At 73.5% G+C, this 16,104-nt stretch carries 13 protein-coding genes; 4 read left to right on the top strand and 9 right to left on the bottom strand.

Annotation, left to right across the window (positions count from 1 at the left end; genetic code table 11):
• Positions 1-105: 105 nt before the first annotated feature.
• The 5 genes from ACZ5XZ_RS27185 to ACZ5XZ_RS27165 all read right to left on the bottom strand — a co-directional run bounded on the left by ACZ5XZ_RS27185 (position 106) and on the right by ACZ5XZ_RS27165 (position 6,853).
• Entirely contained in the window at positions 106-2,241 is a 2,136-nt protein-coding gene (locus ACZ5XZ_RS27185; protein WP_468982538.1) for a 3-hydroxyacyl-CoA dehydrogenase NAD-binding domain-containing protein, read from the bottom strand.
• Positions 2,238-3,464 carry a thiolase family protein gene (locus tag ACZ5XZ_RS27180; protein ID WP_468982535.1) on the bottom strand — a complete coding sequence of 409 codons (1,227 nt, stop codon included), beginning with the start codon at positions 3,462-3,464 and terminating at the stop codon, positions 2,238-2,240. Before ACZ5XZ_RS27180 ends, ACZ5XZ_RS27185 begins: the two co-directional genes overlap by 4 nt.
• Before the next feature lie 426 nt (positions 3,465-3,890).
• On the bottom strand, positions 3,891-5,171 hold the full coding sequence (locus ACZ5XZ_RS27175) for an HRDC domain-containing protein (RefSeq protein ID WP_468982533.1): 1,281 nt from the start codon (positions 5,169-5,171) through the stop codon (positions 3,891-3,893).
• Between the two features lie 78 nt (positions 5,172-5,249).
• Positions 5,250-5,912, bottom strand: coding sequence for a response regulator transcription factor (locus ACZ5XZ_RS27170; protein WP_006602452.1), 663 nt, complete (start codon positions 5,910-5,912; stop codon positions 5,250-5,252).
• A 284-nt stretch (positions 5,913-6,196) separates the two neighbouring features.
• A complete protein-coding gene (locus ACZ5XZ_RS27165) occupies positions 6,197-6,853 on the bottom strand; it encodes a DUF3000 domain-containing protein (RefSeq protein ID WP_468982530.1) in 657 nt (218 codons plus the stop codon).
• Positions 6,854-6,956: 103 nt separating this feature from the next.
• On the opposite strand from ACZ5XZ_RS27165, the gene hemE reads away from it, so the two are divergent.
• Together hemE and ACZ5XZ_RS27155 are read left to right on the top strand one after the other, a co-directional pair.
• A complete protein-coding gene (hemE, locus tag ACZ5XZ_RS27160; RefSeq protein ID WP_468982528.1) occupies positions 6,957-8,024 on the top strand; it encodes a uroporphyrinogen decarboxylase in 1,068 nt (355 codons plus the stop codon).
• A 37-nt stretch (positions 8,025-8,061) separates the two neighbouring features.
• Positions 8,062-9,069 (top strand): hypothetical protein, encoded by a 1,008-nt coding sequence (locus ACZ5XZ_RS27155; RefSeq protein ID WP_468982526.1) that lies wholly within the window; start codon positions 8,062-8,064, stop codon positions 9,067-9,069.
• A gap of 71 nt (positions 9,070-9,140) precedes the next feature.
• On the opposite strand, the gene ACZ5XZ_RS27150 is transcribed toward ACZ5XZ_RS27155, so the two are convergent.
• The 4 genes from ACZ5XZ_RS27150 to ACZ5XZ_RS27135 form a co-directional block, all read right to left on the bottom strand.
• On the bottom strand, positions 9,141-10,523 hold the full coding sequence (locus tag ACZ5XZ_RS27150) for an FAD-dependent oxidoreductase (protein ID WP_468982523.1): 1,383 nt from the start codon (positions 10,521-10,523) through the stop codon (positions 9,141-9,143).
• Positions 10,520-11,158, bottom strand: a complete 639-nt coding sequence (locus ACZ5XZ_RS27145; RefSeq protein ID WP_468982521.1) for a chloramphenicol phosphotransferase CPT family protein — start codon at positions 11,156-11,158, stop codon at positions 10,520-10,522. Before ACZ5XZ_RS27145 ends, ACZ5XZ_RS27150 begins: the two co-directional genes overlap by 4 nt.
• Before the next feature lie 54 nt (positions 11,159-11,212).
• Positions 11,213-12,409 (bottom strand): thiolase family protein, encoded by a 1,197-nt coding sequence (locus tag ACZ5XZ_RS27140; protein WP_468982519.1) that lies wholly within the window; start codon positions 12,407-12,409, stop codon positions 11,213-11,215.
• 94 nt (positions 12,410-12,503) lie between these two features.
• Complete coding sequence (locus tag ACZ5XZ_RS27135) at positions 12,504-13,625, bottom strand: DUF4349 domain-containing protein (RefSeq protein ID WP_468982517.1); 1,122 nt, start codon at positions 13,623-13,625, stop codon at positions 12,504-12,506.
• Positions 13,626-13,750: 125 nt separating this feature from the next.
• On the opposite strand from ACZ5XZ_RS27135, the gene hemG reads away from it, so the two are divergent.
• A complete protein-coding gene (gene hemG / locus ACZ5XZ_RS27130; RefSeq protein ID WP_468982514.1) occupies positions 13,751-15,229 on the top strand; it encodes a protoporphyrinogen oxidase in 1,479 nt (492 codons plus the stop codon).
• An 11-nt stretch (positions 15,230-15,240) separates the two neighbouring features.
• Positions 15,241-15,993: a hydrogen peroxide-dependent heme synthase gene (gene hemQ / locus ACZ5XZ_RS27125; RefSeq protein WP_468982512.1), complete on the top strand. Its 753-nt coding sequence runs from the start codon at positions 15,241-15,243 to the stop codon at positions 15,991-15,993.
• Positions 15,994-16,104 lie beyond the last annotated feature (111 nt).

Genomic DNA, 16,104 nt, shown 5'->3' with positions numbered 1-16,104 from the left:
CGTGTTGGGGTGTGGTTGCGTCGGGGGGGGGGGTGGAAAAAAAAAACGCCCCCCCCCCCCCCCCCCCCCCCCCCCCCCCCCCTTGCCGCAGTCAGTCGCGCACCCTTACGCGGGCACGCTCGCCACGCCCGGGGCCAGGAACTTCTTGCCGGTCACCCGCTCGGAGACGCCCTCGCGGTCCAGGTACGGCGTGATGCCGCCCAGGTGGAAGGGCCAGCCGGCGCCGGTGATCAGGCACAGGTCGATGTCCTGCGCCTCGGCGACCACGCCCTCGTCCAGCATCAGGCCGATCTCCTGTGCGACGGCGTCCAGGACGCGGTCGCGCACCTGCTGCTCCGTCAGCACCGAGTCGCCCTGCTTGAGCAGTGCGACGACCTCGGGGTCCAGCTCCGGCTTGCCGGAGTCGTAGACGTAGAAGCCGCGCTTGCCCGCCTTGACGACGGCCGCGAGGTTCGGGGAGACCGTGAAGCGCTCCGGGAAGGCGCCGTGCAGCGTCTCGGAGACGTGCAGACCGATCGCCGGGCCGACCAGCTCCAGCAGCACCAGCGGAGACATCGGCAGACCGAGCGGCTCGATGGCCTTCTCGGCGACCTTGACCGGGGTGCCCTCGTCGATGACGTTCTGGATCTCGCCCATGAAGCGGGTCAGGATGCGGTTCACGACGAACGCCGGGGCGTCCTTGACGAGCACCGCGGTCTTCTTCAGCTTCTTGGCGACACCGAAGGCGGTGGCCAGCGAGGCGTCGTCGGTCTGCTCGCCGCGCACGATCTCCAGCAGCGGGAGGATCGCGACCGGGTTGAAGAAGTGGAAGCCGACGACCCGCTCGGGGTGCTTGAGCTTCGACGCCATCTCGGTCACCGACAGCGAGGAGGTGTTGGTGGCGAGGATCGCGTGCGCCGGAGCCACGGCCTCGACCTCGGCGAACACCTGCTGCTTGACGCCGATCTCCTCGAAGACGGCCTCGATGATGAAGTCCGCGTCGGAGAAGCCCTCGGCCTTGTCCAGCACACCGGTCACCAGGGCCTTGAGGCGGTTGGCCTTGTCCTGGTTGATCCGGCCCTTGCCGAGCAGCTTGTCGATCTCGGCGTGGACGTAGCCCACACCCTTGTCGACCCGCTCCTGGTCGATGTCGGTCAGCACGACCGGCACCTCGAGGCGGCGCAGGAAGAGCAGGGCCAGCTGAGAGGCCATCAGACCGGCGCCGACGACACCGACCTTGGTGACCGGACGGGCCAGGCTCTTGTCCGGCGCGCCGGCGGGGCGCTTGGCGCGCTTCTGCACCAGGTTGAACGAGTAGATGCCGGCGCGCAGTTCGCCGCCCATCATCAGGTCGGCGAGCGCCACGTCCTCGGCGTCGAACCCGGCCTGCAGGTCACCGCTCTTGGCCGCGGCGATGATGTCCAGCGCGCGGTAGGCGGCCGGCGCGGCGCCGTGCACCTTGCCGTCGGCGATGAACTTGCCGCGCTCGACGGCCTGGTCCCAGGCCGCACCGCGGTCGATCTCGGCACGCTCGACCGTCACGTCGCCCTTGAGGACGTTCGCGGTCCAGATCAGCGACTGCTCCAGGAAGTCCGCGCCCTCGAAGATCGCGTCGGCGATCCCGAGGTCGAAGACCTGCTGGCCCTTGAGCTGCTTGTTCTGGTTGAGCGAGTTCTCGATGATGACCGAGACGGCCTTGTCGGCGCCGATCAGGTTCGGCAGCAGCGCACAGCCGCCCCAGCCCGGGACGAGGCCCAGGAAGACCTCGGGGAGGGAGAAGGCCGGGAGGGCCTTGGAGACGGTGCGGTACGAGCAGTGCAGACCGACCTCGACGCCACCGCCCATGGCGGCGCCGTTGTAGTACGCGAAGGTCGGTACGGCGAGCCCGGACAGGCGCTTGAAGACATCGTGGCCGCCCTTGCCGATGGCCAGCGCGTCCTCGTGCTTCGTCAGCAGCTCGATGCCCTTGAGGTCGGCGCCGACGGCGAAGATGAACGGCTTGCCGGTCAGGCCCACGCCGACGATGTCGCCGTCCGCGGCCTCCTTCTCGACCTGGTCGAGCGCGGCGTTGAGGTTCGCCAGCGAGCCCGGGCCGAAGGTGGTCGGCTTGGTGTGGTCGAAGCCGTTGTCCAGCGTGATGAGCGCGAAGCGCCCGGCGCCGAACGGCAGGTCGAGGTGGCGTACGTGCGCGGACGTGACGACCTCGTCGGGGAACAGCTCGGCCGCGCCCTTCAGCAGCTCGGCGGTGGTGGTGGTGCTCACTTGCTGCCTCCGGCGGACTCGAAGTGCGGGTTCTCCCAGATGACGGTGGCGCCCATGCCGAAGCCGACGCACATCGTGGTCAGGCCGTAGCGGACCTGCGGCTGCTCCTCGAACTGGCGGGCCAGCTGCGTCATCAGCCGGACGCCGGAGGAGGCCAGCGGGTGACCGAAGGCGATGGCGCCGCCGTACTGGTTGACGCGGGCGTCGTCGTCGGCGATGCCGTAGTGGTCGAGGAAGGCGAGCACCTGCACGGCGAACGCCTCGTTGATCTCGAACAGGCCGATGTCGCCGATGCCCAGGCCCGCCTTGGCGAGCGCCTTCTCGGTCGCCGGGATCGGGCCGTAGCCCATGACCTCCGGCTCCACGCCCGCGAAGGCGTAGGAGACCAGGCGCATCTTGACCGGGAGGTTGTGCTCCCGGGCGAAGTCCTCGGAGGCGATGATCGAGGCGGTGGCGCCGTCGTTGAGGCCGGCGGCGTTACCGGCGGTGACGCGGCCGTGGGTACGGAACGGCGTCTTCAGGCCGGAGAGGTTCTCCAGGGTGGTCCCCGGGCGCATCGGCTCGTCGGCGGTCACCAGACCCCAACCGGTCTCGCCGATCTCGGAGTTGGTGTTGCGCACCGAGATCGGGACCAGGTCCTGCTGGATCTTCCCGTTCGCGTACGCCTTCGCCGCCTTCTCCTGCGAGCGCACGGCGTACTCGTCGGCGCGCAGCTTGGTGATCTGCGGGTAGCGGTCGTGGAGGTTCTCCGCGGTCATGCCCATGAACAGCGCGGACTCGTCGACCAGCTTCTCGCTGACGAACCGCGGGTTGGGGTCGACGCCCTCGCCCATCGGGTGGCGCCCCATGTGCTCGACACCGCCCGCGATGACGGCGTCGTACGCGCCGAAGGCGATGGAGCCGGCGGTGGCCGTGACGGCGGTCAGCGCACCGGCGCACATGCGGTCGATGGAGTAGCCGGGCACGGACTGCGGGAGGCCCGCGAGGATGCCGGCGGTGCGGCCCAGGGTCAGGCCCTGGTCGCCGATCTGCGTGGTGGCGGCGATCGCGACTTCGTCGATCTTCGCGGGGTCCAGGTCCGGGTTGCGGCGCAGCAGCTCCCGGATGGCCTTCACGACGAGATCGTCGGCGCGGGTCTCGTGGTAGATGCCCTTCGGGCCCGCCTTGCCGAACGGGGTGCGGACGCCGTCGACGAAGACGACGTCCCTAGCGGTACGAGGCACGTTGGCTCTCCTCCAGGTGCGGGGTGGCACTGCTGCGTGGCGCCCCCAGGGACGCTTCACACCGACATGCTACTTACGGGTAACCAAGCTGCACACCCCCATCGGCCGGAGCGGCGAAGGTCACACCGGATGGAGGCGGAGGGGGCCGACCGGCGGCCCGGCGGGCGGAGGTGGTGCGTGGCCGGGCGGGGCCCGGCGGGCACAGGCGGGCGTACGGCTGGGCGGCGCGCAGCGGAGAGGCGCGTCCGGGCGCTCGGAAAGGGGCCGAATGGTGTCCGGCGTTGGCGGAATCCAGCCCGTCGGCTACCGAAATGCCCGCATGGCGGCGAAATGGGGTGCCGTGACGGTACGGAGGGGGAGCGGCGACCCCCGGTGGTGACGACGGCGCGTCCGCGGCGGTCCCCGGTCGGGGGACCGCCGCACGCGTCAGCCGGCGGCCGGGTCCGCCAGCAGCGCCTCGGTCAGGAGCGGCGCGACCTGTTCGATCTGCCAGGGGCGGGCGCCGTGGCCCTTGAGGGCCTGGGCGACCGACTCGTGGGTCGGCTCGGCCGGCGGCTCCCAGCACAGCCGGCGCACCGTGTCCGGGGTGATGAGGTTCTCCTGCGGGAGGTTCAGGCGCTCGGCCAGGGCGGTGACCTCGGCGCGGGCGGCCGACAGGCGGGCCGCGGCGACCGGGTCCTTGTCGGCCCAGGAACGGGGCGGCGGCGGGCCGTTGAGCGGCTGGCCGGGCTGCGGCAGCTCGCTCTCCGGGAGGGCGCGGGCGCGGTCGACGGCGGCCTGCCACTGCTCCAGCTGCCGGCGGCCCATGCGGTGGCCGAAGCCGGACAGCGCCGCCAGTGCGTGGCTGTTCGGCGGCAGGTGCAGCGCCGCCTCCACGATCGCGGCGTCGCCGAGCACCTTGCCCGGCGACACATCGCGCCGCTGGGCGACCTGGTCACGGGCCGTCCACAGCTCCCGTACGACCGCCATCTGGCGGCGCCTGCGGACCTTGTGCATGCCGGACGTGCGGCGCCAGGGGTCCTTGCGGGGCGGCGGCGGGGGAGCGGCGGCGATCGCCGCGAACTCCTGCCGGGCCCACTCCATCTTCCCCTGCCGGGTCAGCTCCTCCTCCAGCGCGTCGCGCAGGTCCACCAGCAGCTCGACGTCGAGCGCGGCGTAGCGCAGCCACGGCTCGGGCAGCGGGCGGGTGGACCAGTCGACGGCGGAGTGGCCCTTCTCCAGGGCGTAGCCGAGGACGTTCTCGACCATCGCGCCCAGGCCGACCCGGGCGAAACCGGCCAGCCGCCCGGCCAGCTCGGTGTCGAACAGCCGGGAGGGGACCATCCCTATGTCGCGCAGGCACGGCAGGTCCTGGGTGGCGGCGTGCAGCACCCACTCGGCGTCGCCGATCGCCTCGCCCAGGGCCGACAGGTCGGGGCAGCCGACCGGGTCGATCAGTACGCTGCCGGCGCCCTCGCGGCGCAGCTGGACGAGGTAGGCGCGCTGGCCGTAGCGGTAGCCCGAGGCGCGCTCGGCGTCGACGGCCACCGGTCCGGTACCGGCCGCGAAGGCGGCCACCACCTCGGCGAGCGCCTCGGGTGTGGCGGTCACCGGGGGGATGCCCTCGCGGGGCTCCAGGAGAGGGACCGGCGCCGGTCGGGAATCCGGAGGCGAGTCTCCGGGTGCTCGCAGTGTCGTGTCTGCTGCGGTCTTTTGGGCGTCGGTCACCAGTCAAGGGTATCTGTGTATGCACGTCGCCCGTCGAGGGAACGTTCCCTCGACGGGCGACGCCGGTCGTGTAAGGGGTCAGTGGATGATGCCGGTGCGCAGCGCGACCGCCACCATTCCGGCTCGGTCGCCCGTGCCGAGCTTGCGGGCGATCCGGGCGAGGTGGCTCTTGACGGTCAGCGCCGACAGGCCCATGGAGACGCCGATGGCCTTGTTGGACTGGCCCTCCGCCACCAGCCGCAACACCTCGACCTCGCGGCCCGACAGCTCGCGGTAGCCGCCGGGGTGTCCCGGGGCGCCCGGTGGGCGGCGCTGCATACGGGCGGCGTTGGCGCCGATCGGAGAGGTACCTGGGCGGCCGGGAATGCCCAGGTTGGTGCGGGTTCCCGTAACGACATAGCCCTTGACGCCGCCGGCCAGGGCGTTGCGTACGGCGCCGATGTCGTCGGCCGCGGAGAGTGCGAGCCCGTTGGGCCAGCCGGCCGCCCGCGTCTCGGACAGCAGCGTGAGGCCGGAGCCGTCGGGAAGGTGGACGTCGGCAACGCAGATGTCGCGTGGGTTGCCGACGCGGGGACGGGCCTCCGCGATGGACGACGCCTCGATCACGTCACGTACACCGAGGGCCCACAGGTGGCGGGTGACGGTGGAGCGGACGCGAGGGTCGGCCACGACGACCATGGCCGTCGGCTTGTTCGGGCGGTAGGCGACCAGGCTCGAAGGTTGCTCGAGGAGAACAGACACCGGGCCTCCTGGGGGGAGTGGCGGGGACGGAAGCCGGCTTGGGGGAGCCGGAATGATCCGTGTTTGAAGGGTCACTGACCTCTTCGGCAGCAATCCGGCAGGACTTTAGACTTTGATCACGATTTAGTTAGGGGCAATTCGGGCAAATCGGATGGGTGATCGATCAGGTGTGGGCACGGAGTGCATACCGAGATGATCAGAGCCGTGCGCGAACGTGATCGAGGTGGGCGCGGCGCGGCGCCCTCTTGACTGCGCGGCATGACTGTGGATACGCGGCGGGTCGCTCAGCGCGGCTGTGCGCCGCGGCGCTGCGGCAGCGGGACGACCCCGCCGCGCGGCGCCAGGTCGAGCGCGGCCGGCGGCAGCCCCGCGACCTGGCACAGCAGATCGCACCACGCCGCCAGGTGTGCCGCCATGTCCGGCACCCCGCCGGGGCCCTCGGCCGGTGTCCAGGACGCCCGGATCTCGATCTGGGTCGCCGGCTCGCGCGCGGCGAGCCCGCCGAAGTAGTACGACCCGGCCCGGGTCACCGTGCCGCTCGGCGCGCCGTAGGACACCCCGCGCGCCTCCAGCGCACCCGTCAGCCACGACCAGGACACCTCCGGCAGCAGCGGATCGGCGCCCATCTCCGGCTCCAGCTCCGCCCGCGCCAGTGTCACCACGCGGAAGGCGCCGTGCCAGGCGTCGTCCCCGGCCGGGTTGTGCAGCAGCACCAGCCGCCCGTCCGCCAGGTCCTTGTCCTCGCTGCCCGGCCCCGAGCCGTGCTCGACGACCGCCGCCTCCAGCGCGTACGCGAAGGGGGCGAGCCGTTTGGGGGCGGGCGTCGGGTCGATCTCGATCTCCGGCCGCAGTCGGGCCGCACGAAGCGCCTCGACCGCCTGACGGAAGGGGATCGGGGCCTCGTCCGCGCTGTCCGCGAGGTGTTCGTGAGCCGCAGCCATGCCCGGAAGATTAGGCGGAACCGAGCCCGTATACGCGGAGGACACCCGGTTCGCGCGTCGCCCATTCGGAGGCCCCCTGGGGGCGCATGCGAAGATTTGGGGCGTGAGCGCCAACGAAGCCCCCGCGGGCCAGCAGCAGACCGGTACATACGACTCGGCCTTCCTCAAGGCCTGCCGGCGTGAGCCGGTGCCGCACACCCCGGTGTGGTTCATGCGCCAGGCGGGTCGCTCACTGCCGGAGTACCGCAAGGTCCGCGAGGGCATCGCGATGCTCGACTCCTGCATGCGGCCCGAGCTGGTCACCGAGATCACGCTGCAGCCCGTGCGCCGCCACGGCGTCGACGCCGCCATCTACTTCAGCGACATCGTGGTCCCCCTCAAGGCCCTCGGCGTCGACCTCGACATCAAGCCCGGCGTCGGCCCGGTCGTCGCGAACCCGATCCGCAGCCGCGCCGACCTCGACCAGCTGCGCGCCCTGGAGCCCGGCGACGTCCCCTACGTCACCGAGGCCATCGGCATGCTCGTGCGCGAGCTGGGCAGCACCCCGCTGATCGGCTTCGCCGGCGCGCCGTTCACGCTCGCCAGCTACCTCGTCGAGGGCGGCCCGTCCCGCAACCACGAGCACACCAAGGCCCTCATGTACGGCGACCCGCAGCTGTGGGCCGACCTGCTGGACCGCCTCGCCGACATCACCGCCGCCTTCCTCAAGGTGCAGATCGAGGCCGGCGCGAGCGCGGTGCAGCTCTTCGACTCCTGGGTCGGGGCGCTCTCGCCCGCGGACTACCGCCGCTCGGTGATGCCGGCCTCCGCCAAGGTCTTCAAGGCGGTCGAGGGCCTCGGCGTGCCGCGCATCCACTTCGGCGTCGGCACCGGCGAGCTCCTCGGCCTGCTGGGCGAGGCGGGCGCGGACGTCGTCGGCGTCGACTGGCGGGTGCCGCTGGACGAGGCGGCCCGCCGCGTCGGCCCCGGCAAGGCGCTCCAGGGCAACATCGACCCGGCGGTGCTCTTCGCCCCCCGCGAGGCCGTCGAGTCCAAGGCCCGCGAGGTGCTCGACGCGGCCGCCGGCCTCGAAGGCCATGTCTTCAACCTCGGCCACGGCGTCCTGCCCGACACCGACCCGGACGCGCTGACCCGCCTGGTGGAGTACGTCCACACGCAGACGGCGCGCTGAGCGGAACTGCTTTCCGCCGCGGGGCGTCGTGGAGGGCATGAACGCCACCCCCGACGCCCCGATAGCGGATCTCGCCGCGGCCTGGGAAGAGGTACGCGCCGAGTACTACGCGGACCACGACACCGAACGCGTCCTGGCCTGCGCCCACGCGCTCGCCGCCGACCCCGGTGGCGAGCGCGCCTGGCTGTGGACCTTCGGACTGCTGATGACCGCCGACTACGTCACCCTGCAGCCCGCCTCCGACGGCACCGCGGCCGCCGTCCTCGACGCGCTGCGCGCCACCGACCGGGCGCTGCGCGGGCACCCCTGCGGCCACGACGAGCACCCCTACGAGGGCGACCTCGACGAGCAGTTGCCGCGCCTGGTCTCCTACCTCCCGCTGCTGGAGCACGGCGCCGCACTGGCACAGGAGGCGGACGAGGGCGGCCGGCACTGCGCCGAGGTGTGGCGCTGCCCGCGCAATGTCGCCGGCTACGCCCGGGTCGCCATCGACATCCTCGCCCCGGGGACCACCGACGGCATTCCGGCCCGCCTGTCCACCGCCGAGCAGGAGGAGGCCGCCGACCTGGCCTCCCTCCTCGACGGCCACCCGGCGCCGGGGGTCAGCGTGTCCTGGTCGCTGTCCCACTACGGCAAGGCGCTCGCCGGGGCGACCGAGCCCGCCGAGCGCGCCGGGCTGGTCGTCATCGTCGCCGCGCTGTCCCGGTACGCGACCGGCCTCGTGGACTATCCGGGGCCGCTCGACGATCTGATCGCCGGGCTCGCGTCCGTACCGGCGGCGCCCGCCGAAGGGGGCTGCGGGCACGGAGAGGCGGCGCACCCGGTCCTCCCCGAAGCCCCCGAGGACGTCATCACCGCCGGGATGCGCCTGAAGAGCCCCAGCGCGCGCCGGCTGCTCGCGGAGCGCGGCGGCCGGTCCGGCGGGGGCGCGCCGCTGGAGGCCTGGCTGTGCCCGGCGTTCGTGGCGGGGCTGGCCCGTGCGTCCCTGCGGTGGGTGCGGGCCGCCCGCGAGGAGCTGTTCGGCGCGCTGGGGGCCGCGCGCTAGAGACGGGCATCCCCAAGGGCCTGTCCGGCGCCGATCCGCCGGACAGGTGCTGGGGATCAGCCGCCGTGGCGTCAGCCGCCGGCGGCCCGTACCGCCGCCGTCGCCTTGCGGGCCGCCACCAGCACGGGGTCCCAGACGGGCGAGAACGGCGGGGCGTAGCCGAGGTCGAGGGCGGTCATCTGCTCCACCGTCATCCCGGCGGTGAGCGCCACCGCCGCGATGTCGACCCGCTTGGCGGCGCCCTCACGGCCGACGATCTGCACCCCGAGCAGCCGGCCGGTGCGGCGCTCGGCGAGCATCTTGACGTGCATCGGGCGGGCGCCGGGGTAGTAGCCGGCCCGGCTGGTGGACTCCACGGTCACCGTGACGAAGCGCAGGCCGGCCGCGTGCGCCTGCCGCTCCAGCAGGCCCGTGCGGGCGATCTCCAGATCGCAGACCTTGCTGACGGCGGTGCCGACGACACCGGGGAAGGTCGCATAGCCGCCGCCCACATTGGCGCCGATGACCTGGCCGTGCTTGTTGGCGTGGGTGCCCAGCGCGATATGGCGGGTGCGGCCCGAGACCAGGTCGTAGACCTCCACGCAGTCGCCGCCCGCCCACACGGCGTCCTGGCCGCGCACCCGCATCGCCAGGTCGGTGAGCAGCCCGCCGGACTCGCCCAGCGGCAGCCCGGCCGCCGCGGCCAGCGTGGTCTCGGGGCGTACGCCCATGCCCAGCACCACCACGTCCGCCGGGTACTCGGCGTCCTCGGTCGTCACCGCGCGGGCCCGTTGCGCGGAGTCCGTCAGCACGCCGGTGACGGTCGTGCCGGTCACCGTCTCGACGCCCATACCGCACATCGCCTCGTGGACCAGCGCGCCCATGTCCGGGTCGAGGGTGGACATCGGCTGCGCGCTCTGTTCCAGGACGGTGACCTGGTAGCCGCGCCGGATCAGCGCCTCGGCCATCTCCACGCCGATGTAGCCCGCGCCGACCACCACCGCCCGCCGGCCCTCCGACTGCTCCAAGGTGTCGAGCAGGGCCCGGCCGTCGTCGAGGTTCTGCACACCGTGCACCCCCGGGGCGTCGATCCCCGGCAGGCCGGGGCGCAGCGGCCGGGCGCCGGTGGCCAGCACCAGCTTGTCGAAGCCGGTCCAGGACTCCCGGCCGCCGTCGTCCAGGTCGCGGGTGCGTACCCGGCCGCGGTCCAGGTCGAGTTCGGTGACCTCGGTCCGCATCCGCAGATCGATGTCCCGGGCGCGGTGCTCCTCGGCCGTACGGGCGATCAGCGCGTCCGGCCCGTCGACCACGCCGCCCACCCAGTACGGGATGCCGCAGGCGGAGTACGACGTGAAGTGGCTGCGCTCGAACGCGGTGATCGCCAGCTCGTCGGGCTTCTTCAGGCGGCGCGCCTGCGAGGCGGCCGCCATCCCCGCCGCATCGCCACCGACGATCACCAGCCGCTCCGCCGTCACCGTCGTCCCTCCGTCGCCACTCGTACCGCGGTACCGCCCTGCTCCGCCCCGTCGCCCCGGATGGTGCCGTGGATCGGCCCGAGCCGCTCGAAGGCCGTGGGGGTGGGCCGGCCGGGCAGGAACTCCTTGATCTGCCGGGCGCACTCCTCGGCAGCGGTGTCGGTGGTGTCGCACTCGATGTCGTAGATCCCATGGGCGTGCACCTGCGCCAGCTGACCGGCCGCCAGGCCCAGTGGGCGGTCGCCCCGGGACCGTTCGCGGCGCGCCAGTTCCTCGGGCGAGCAGCGGACACCGACCAGGACGACGTCCCGGTGCGGGAACAGGTCGAGGCAGTCGCGCAGTCGCCAGGGCTCGCTCAGCACATGGTCCACGATGACGGTGTTGCCGGCCGCCGCCATCCCGGCGACCGCGCGGTGGAAGCCCCGCCAGGTGCGCACGAGGGTGGCGCGCAGCTCGTCCGGTGTCAGCTCAGGGCGTGAGCGCATGCGGTGGAAGGCGTCCACGGGCAGATGGAAGCACGGCTCGTCGAGGGTGTGCAGCAGGGCCTCGGCCAGGCTCGACTTCCCCGAACTCGATGTGCCGTTCAGGAAAATGATCAGCCCGGACTCCGGGGCGGTCAGGTCGGGCACGGTCATCTGGGGCACCTCAGAACGGATAGGCGGCGGGCGTGGCGGAAGGACGCCGACCGATCAGCGTTCCATGACGAGCGCGAGCCCCTGGCCCACGCCGATGCACAGCGCCGCCAGTCCGGTGCCGGAGCCCCGGGCGGCGAGCTGGTGGGCGACCGAGCCGGCGAGGCGCGCACCGGAGGCACCCAGGGGGTGGCCGATGGCGATGGCGCCGCCGAACGGGTTCACCACGGACGGGTCGAGCTCCGGCCACTGGCCCATGCAGCCCAGCGCCTGGGCCGCGAAGGCCTCGTTGAGCTCGAAGGTGGCGAGGTCGGCGAAGCCGCGGCCGGACCGCGTGAGCGCGCGGCGTACCGCCTCCACCGGTCCCAGGCCGAAGAGCTGCGGCTCCACGCCGGTCACCGCGCTCGCGCGGATCCGGGCCAGCGGCTCGCGCCCGGTGGCCCGCAGGCCCTCCTCGTCGGCGAGCAGCAGCGCCGCCGCACCGTCGTTCAGCGGGGAGGAGTTCCCGGCGGTGACCGTGCCGCCGGCCGTACGGAACACCGGCTTCAGCTTGGAGAGCGACTCCAGGGAGGAGCCCTCGCGGATGGTCTCGTCGCGCTCCAGGTCCACGCCCGGCAGCGGCACCACCTCCGCCGCGTAGGCGCCCTCCTGCCAGGCGCGTACCGCCTTTTGATGGCTGGCCAGCGCGAAGACGTCCTGCTGCTCGCGGGTGATGCCGTGCTGATCGGCGATCTGCTCGGCGCCCTCGCCGAGCGACACCGTCCACTCCGGGCGCATCCGGGAGTTGACCATCCGCCAGCCCAGCGTCGAGGAGAACATCTCCTGGTGGCCCGCGGGGAAGGCCCGTTCCGGCTTGCGCAGGACATACGGTGCGCGGCTCATCGACTCCACCCCGCCGGCTACCGCGAGGTGCGCGTCGCCGTGCGCGATGGCGCGGCCCGCCTGGATGACCGCCTCCAGGCCGGAGCCGCACAGCCGGTTGACGGTCACGCCGGGGACGGTGACCGGCAGCCCGGCCAGCAGCACCGCCATCCGTGCCACGTTCCGGTTGTCCTCGCCGGCGCCGTTGGCGTCGCCGAAGCAGACATCGTCGATCCGCGCCGGATCGAGGTCGGGCGTGCGGTCCACCAGGGCCTTGAGCACATGGGCGGCGAGATCGTCGGGCCGGACCCCGGCCAGCGCACCGCCGTACTTGCCGACGGGCGTGCGTACCGCATCGACGATGTAGACATCCCGCAGGCGATGGTCGGTCATCAGGCGCTGTCCTCGCTGTCCCGGCTCGGCGGTCGGCGGGCGGTACGAAGATCGCCACCCGTCGCCCCGAGTCTTTGCCCGCCGGTGTCCGCTGTCAACGGGGTCCTCGGTCACCTTCCCCGCGACCGGCCGCGTCGCACGCGCCCGGGGCGGCGGCCGCACCGGCCCGCTCGGACGTGTGGGGGACGTCCTCGGCGCCGTCCGCCGGCTGCGGGCCGCCGCTACCGCCGTCCGTGTGCCGCCGGGCGCGCGGTCCGGCCGGCAGCCGGCCGCGGACCAGCCGCCACAGGACGTACACCAACGCCGCGGTCCCGGCGAACGGCAGCACCGCGCCGATCGCCACCAGAGCCCAGCGCAACGCCGTCTTCCAGGCGTGCCAGCCGCCGGACAGCGCGTCCGAGAAGGACGCCGGGTCCCGGTCACCGGGCGCCTCGGCGTCCGGCTGCCGCAGCAGCAGCGTGACGGTGGCCATCCCGGTCCGGCCCTTGAGCGACTTCCGCTCGGCCTCCAGCGACTCCAGGCTGGACTCCCGGGTGCTCAGCTCGGACTCCAGCGAGACGATGTCGCTGATCGTCGTCGCCTTCGCCATCAGCGCCCGGACCCGCGCCACGCTCGCCCGCTGGGACCTGATCCGGCTGTCGACATCCACCACCCGGTCGGTGACGTCCTTCGCGGAGACCTCGCGGGAGAGCAGCTTGCCGAGCCCGGACAGCCGTCCCAGCACCGCGTCGTACTCCTCGGGCGGCACCCGCAGCACGATCCGCGAGCGGTCGTGCCCCCGCGGGTCCCGGTCGGTGGTCTCGTCGGCCGTGTAGCCGCCCGCGCCGTCGACCGCCGCCCGCGCCCTGGCCAGCGCCGCCGCGACGTCCTTGGTCTGCACGGTGAGGGTGGCGGTGCGGATGATCTGCGAGGGCGCGATCCTCGGTGCCCTGCCGCCGCGGTCTCCCGGGCGGGCGCCGCCCTCCGTCGTCGCCCCGCCGCCGGCCGTCCGGCCCTCCGCCGCCCGGCTCGGTGCGACCGCCCCCTTCGGCGCCGCCGCGTCACCGGCCGCGGACTCGTCGCCCGACGCGCTGCACCCGGCGACCACCAGCGACGCGGCCAGCAGCGCCCCCGCCACGGCACCGTGCCGGGCCCGTGCTCCCCTCGCCGGTGCCGTCGCCCGACCCTCCTGCTGCCGTCGGCCGGAGGGGCCCCCGCCCTGCTTCGCTCGCCGCATGAACGCTCCCGGTCTAAGTGGCGTGCCGATGTTGCTCTTTCGACGGGTCGCCGCCGGCCGCGGTTGCCGGCCGCGGATCGCGATCCGGTCACGGTCCGGTCGGCGCGCTCTGAGAGAGTGGGGGCATGAGCGCAGCGCACACCGTTCCGGCCGGCGGGCCCGGCGGCACCGGTCACGTGGTCGTCATCGGAGGAGGCATCTCCGGACTGGCGGCGGCGCACCGCCTCCTGGACGGCGGAGCCCGGGTGACGGTCCTGGAGGCGTCGGACCGGCTGGGCGGCAAGCTGCGCGCGGGCGATATCGCGGGTGTCCCGGTCGACCTGGGCGCCGAATCGATGCTGGCCAGACGGCCGGAGGCGGTCGACCTCGCCCGCGCCGTCGGACTCGGCGACCGGCTCCAGCCGCCCACCACCGCCACCGCCCGGCTGTGGACCCGCGACGCGCTGCGCCCGATGCCCAAGGGACATGTGATGGGCGTCCCCGGGGACCTGGCGCCGCTCGCCGCCTCCGGTGTGATCTCCCCGGAGGGGCTGGCCCGTATCGAGGAGGACACCCGGCTGCCGCGCACCGAGGTCGGCGAGGACGTCGCCGTCGGCGAGTACGTCGCCCGCCGCCTGGGCCGCGAGGTCGTCGACCGGCTCGTCGAGCCCCTGCTGGGCGGGGTGTACGCGGGCGACGCGTACAGGATCTCGCTGCGCGCCGCCGTGCCCCAGCTGTTCGAGGCCGCGCGGACCAGCCGTTCGCTGCTCGAAGGGGTACGCGGCATCCAGGCGCGGGCCGCCGCCGCGGCCCATGTGACCGGCCCTGCGGCGACCGGCTCCGCCCAGGACAAGCCGGTCTTCATGGGCATCGCCGGCGGCATCGGGACGCTGCCGGGCGCGGTGGCCGACGCCGTGCGCGCCAAGGGCGGCGAGATCCGCACCGGCGCGCCGGTCACCGCCGTGGCGCGGTCGGCCGACGGCTGGCGCGTCGTGGTCGACGGCACGCCGCTGCTCGCGGACGCCGTCGTCCTCGCCGCGCCCGCGCCCGCCGCGGCCCGCCTCCTCGCCGCCGTCAGCCAGCCCGCCGCCGCCGAGCTGGGCGCCGTCGAGTACGCCTCGATGGCGCTGGTCACCATGGCCTTCCGCCGCGCCGACATGGAGCGGCAACTCACCGGCAGCGGCTTCCTGGTGCCGCCCGTGGACGGCCGCAAGATCAAGGCGTCCACCTTCGCCGGCAACAAATGGGGCTGGATCGGCGACGCCGACCCCGATCTCTTCGTCCTGCGCACCTCCCTCGGGCGCTACGGCGAAGAGGAGGACCTGACGCGCGAGGACGCCGAACTGATCGCCTTCTCGCGGGCCGACCTGCGGGCCGCGGTCGGCCTGACCGCCGCGCCGGTCGCTGCGAAGGTCACCCGCTGGGCCGGCGGGCTGCCCCAGTACCCCGTCGGGCACCTGGCACGGGTGGCCCGCATCCGGCACGCCGTCGCGCAGCTGCCGGGCCTTCGGGTGTGCGGCGCGCCCTACGACGGCGTCGGCATCCCGGCCTGCATCGCCTCGGCGCGCAGGGCCGCCGACGACATCCTGGACACCCTGCGGCCGCACGCCCGGCCCGGCGAGTGAGAATGGACGACATGACAGACGCTTCCACCCCCGCTTCCGCACCGCAGCCGCCCGCGGCGCCCGAGAAGGCCCCGAACGCCGGCAAGAAGGCCAAGGACCTCAACGAGGTCATCCGCTACACCCTGTGGTCGGTGTTCAAGCTGCGCGACGTCCTCCCCGAGGACCGCAGCGGCTACGCAGACGAGGTCGAGGAGCTGTTCGCGCAGCTCTCCGCCAAGGACGTGGTGGTCCGCGGCACCTACGACGTGTCCGGTCTGCGCGCCGACGCCGACCTCATGATCTGGTGGCACTCGGAGAGCTCGGACGCCCTGCAGGAGGCGTACAACCTCTTCCGCCGCACCCGGCTCGGCCGCACGCTGGAGCCGGTGTGGTCGAACATGGCACTGCACCGCCCCGCCGAGTTCAACAAGTCGCACATCCCGGCCTTCCTCGCCGACGAGCAGCCGCGCGCCTACGTGAGCGTCTACCCCTTCGTGCGCTCCTACGAGTGGTACCTCCTCCCCGACGAGGACCGCCGCCGGATGCTCGCCGACCACGGCAAGATGGCCCGCGGCTTCCCCGACGTGCGCGCCAACACCGTGCCGTCGTTCTCGCTCGGCGACTACGAGTGGGTGCTCGCCTTCGAGGCCGACGAGCTCTACCGCATCGTCGACCTGATGCGTCATCTGCGCGGCTCCGAGGCGCGGATGCACGTCCGCGAGGAGATCCCGTTCTACACGGGGCGGCGCAAGCCGGTCGCCGAGCTGGTCGCCGGCCTGGCCTGACCCGTTCCGCACAGCGGGGGGGGGGGGGGGGGGGGGGGGGGGGGGGGGGGGGGGGGGGGGGGGGGGGGGGGGGGGGGGGGGGGGGGGGAGGGGAGACAGGAAAAAAAAAGA

It is taken from the genome of Streptomyces sp. NPDC033270 (assembly GCF_055576575.1).
Note: the sequence above shows the minus strand (reverse complement) of the source record. Positions and strands in the feature narration are given on the sequence as shown.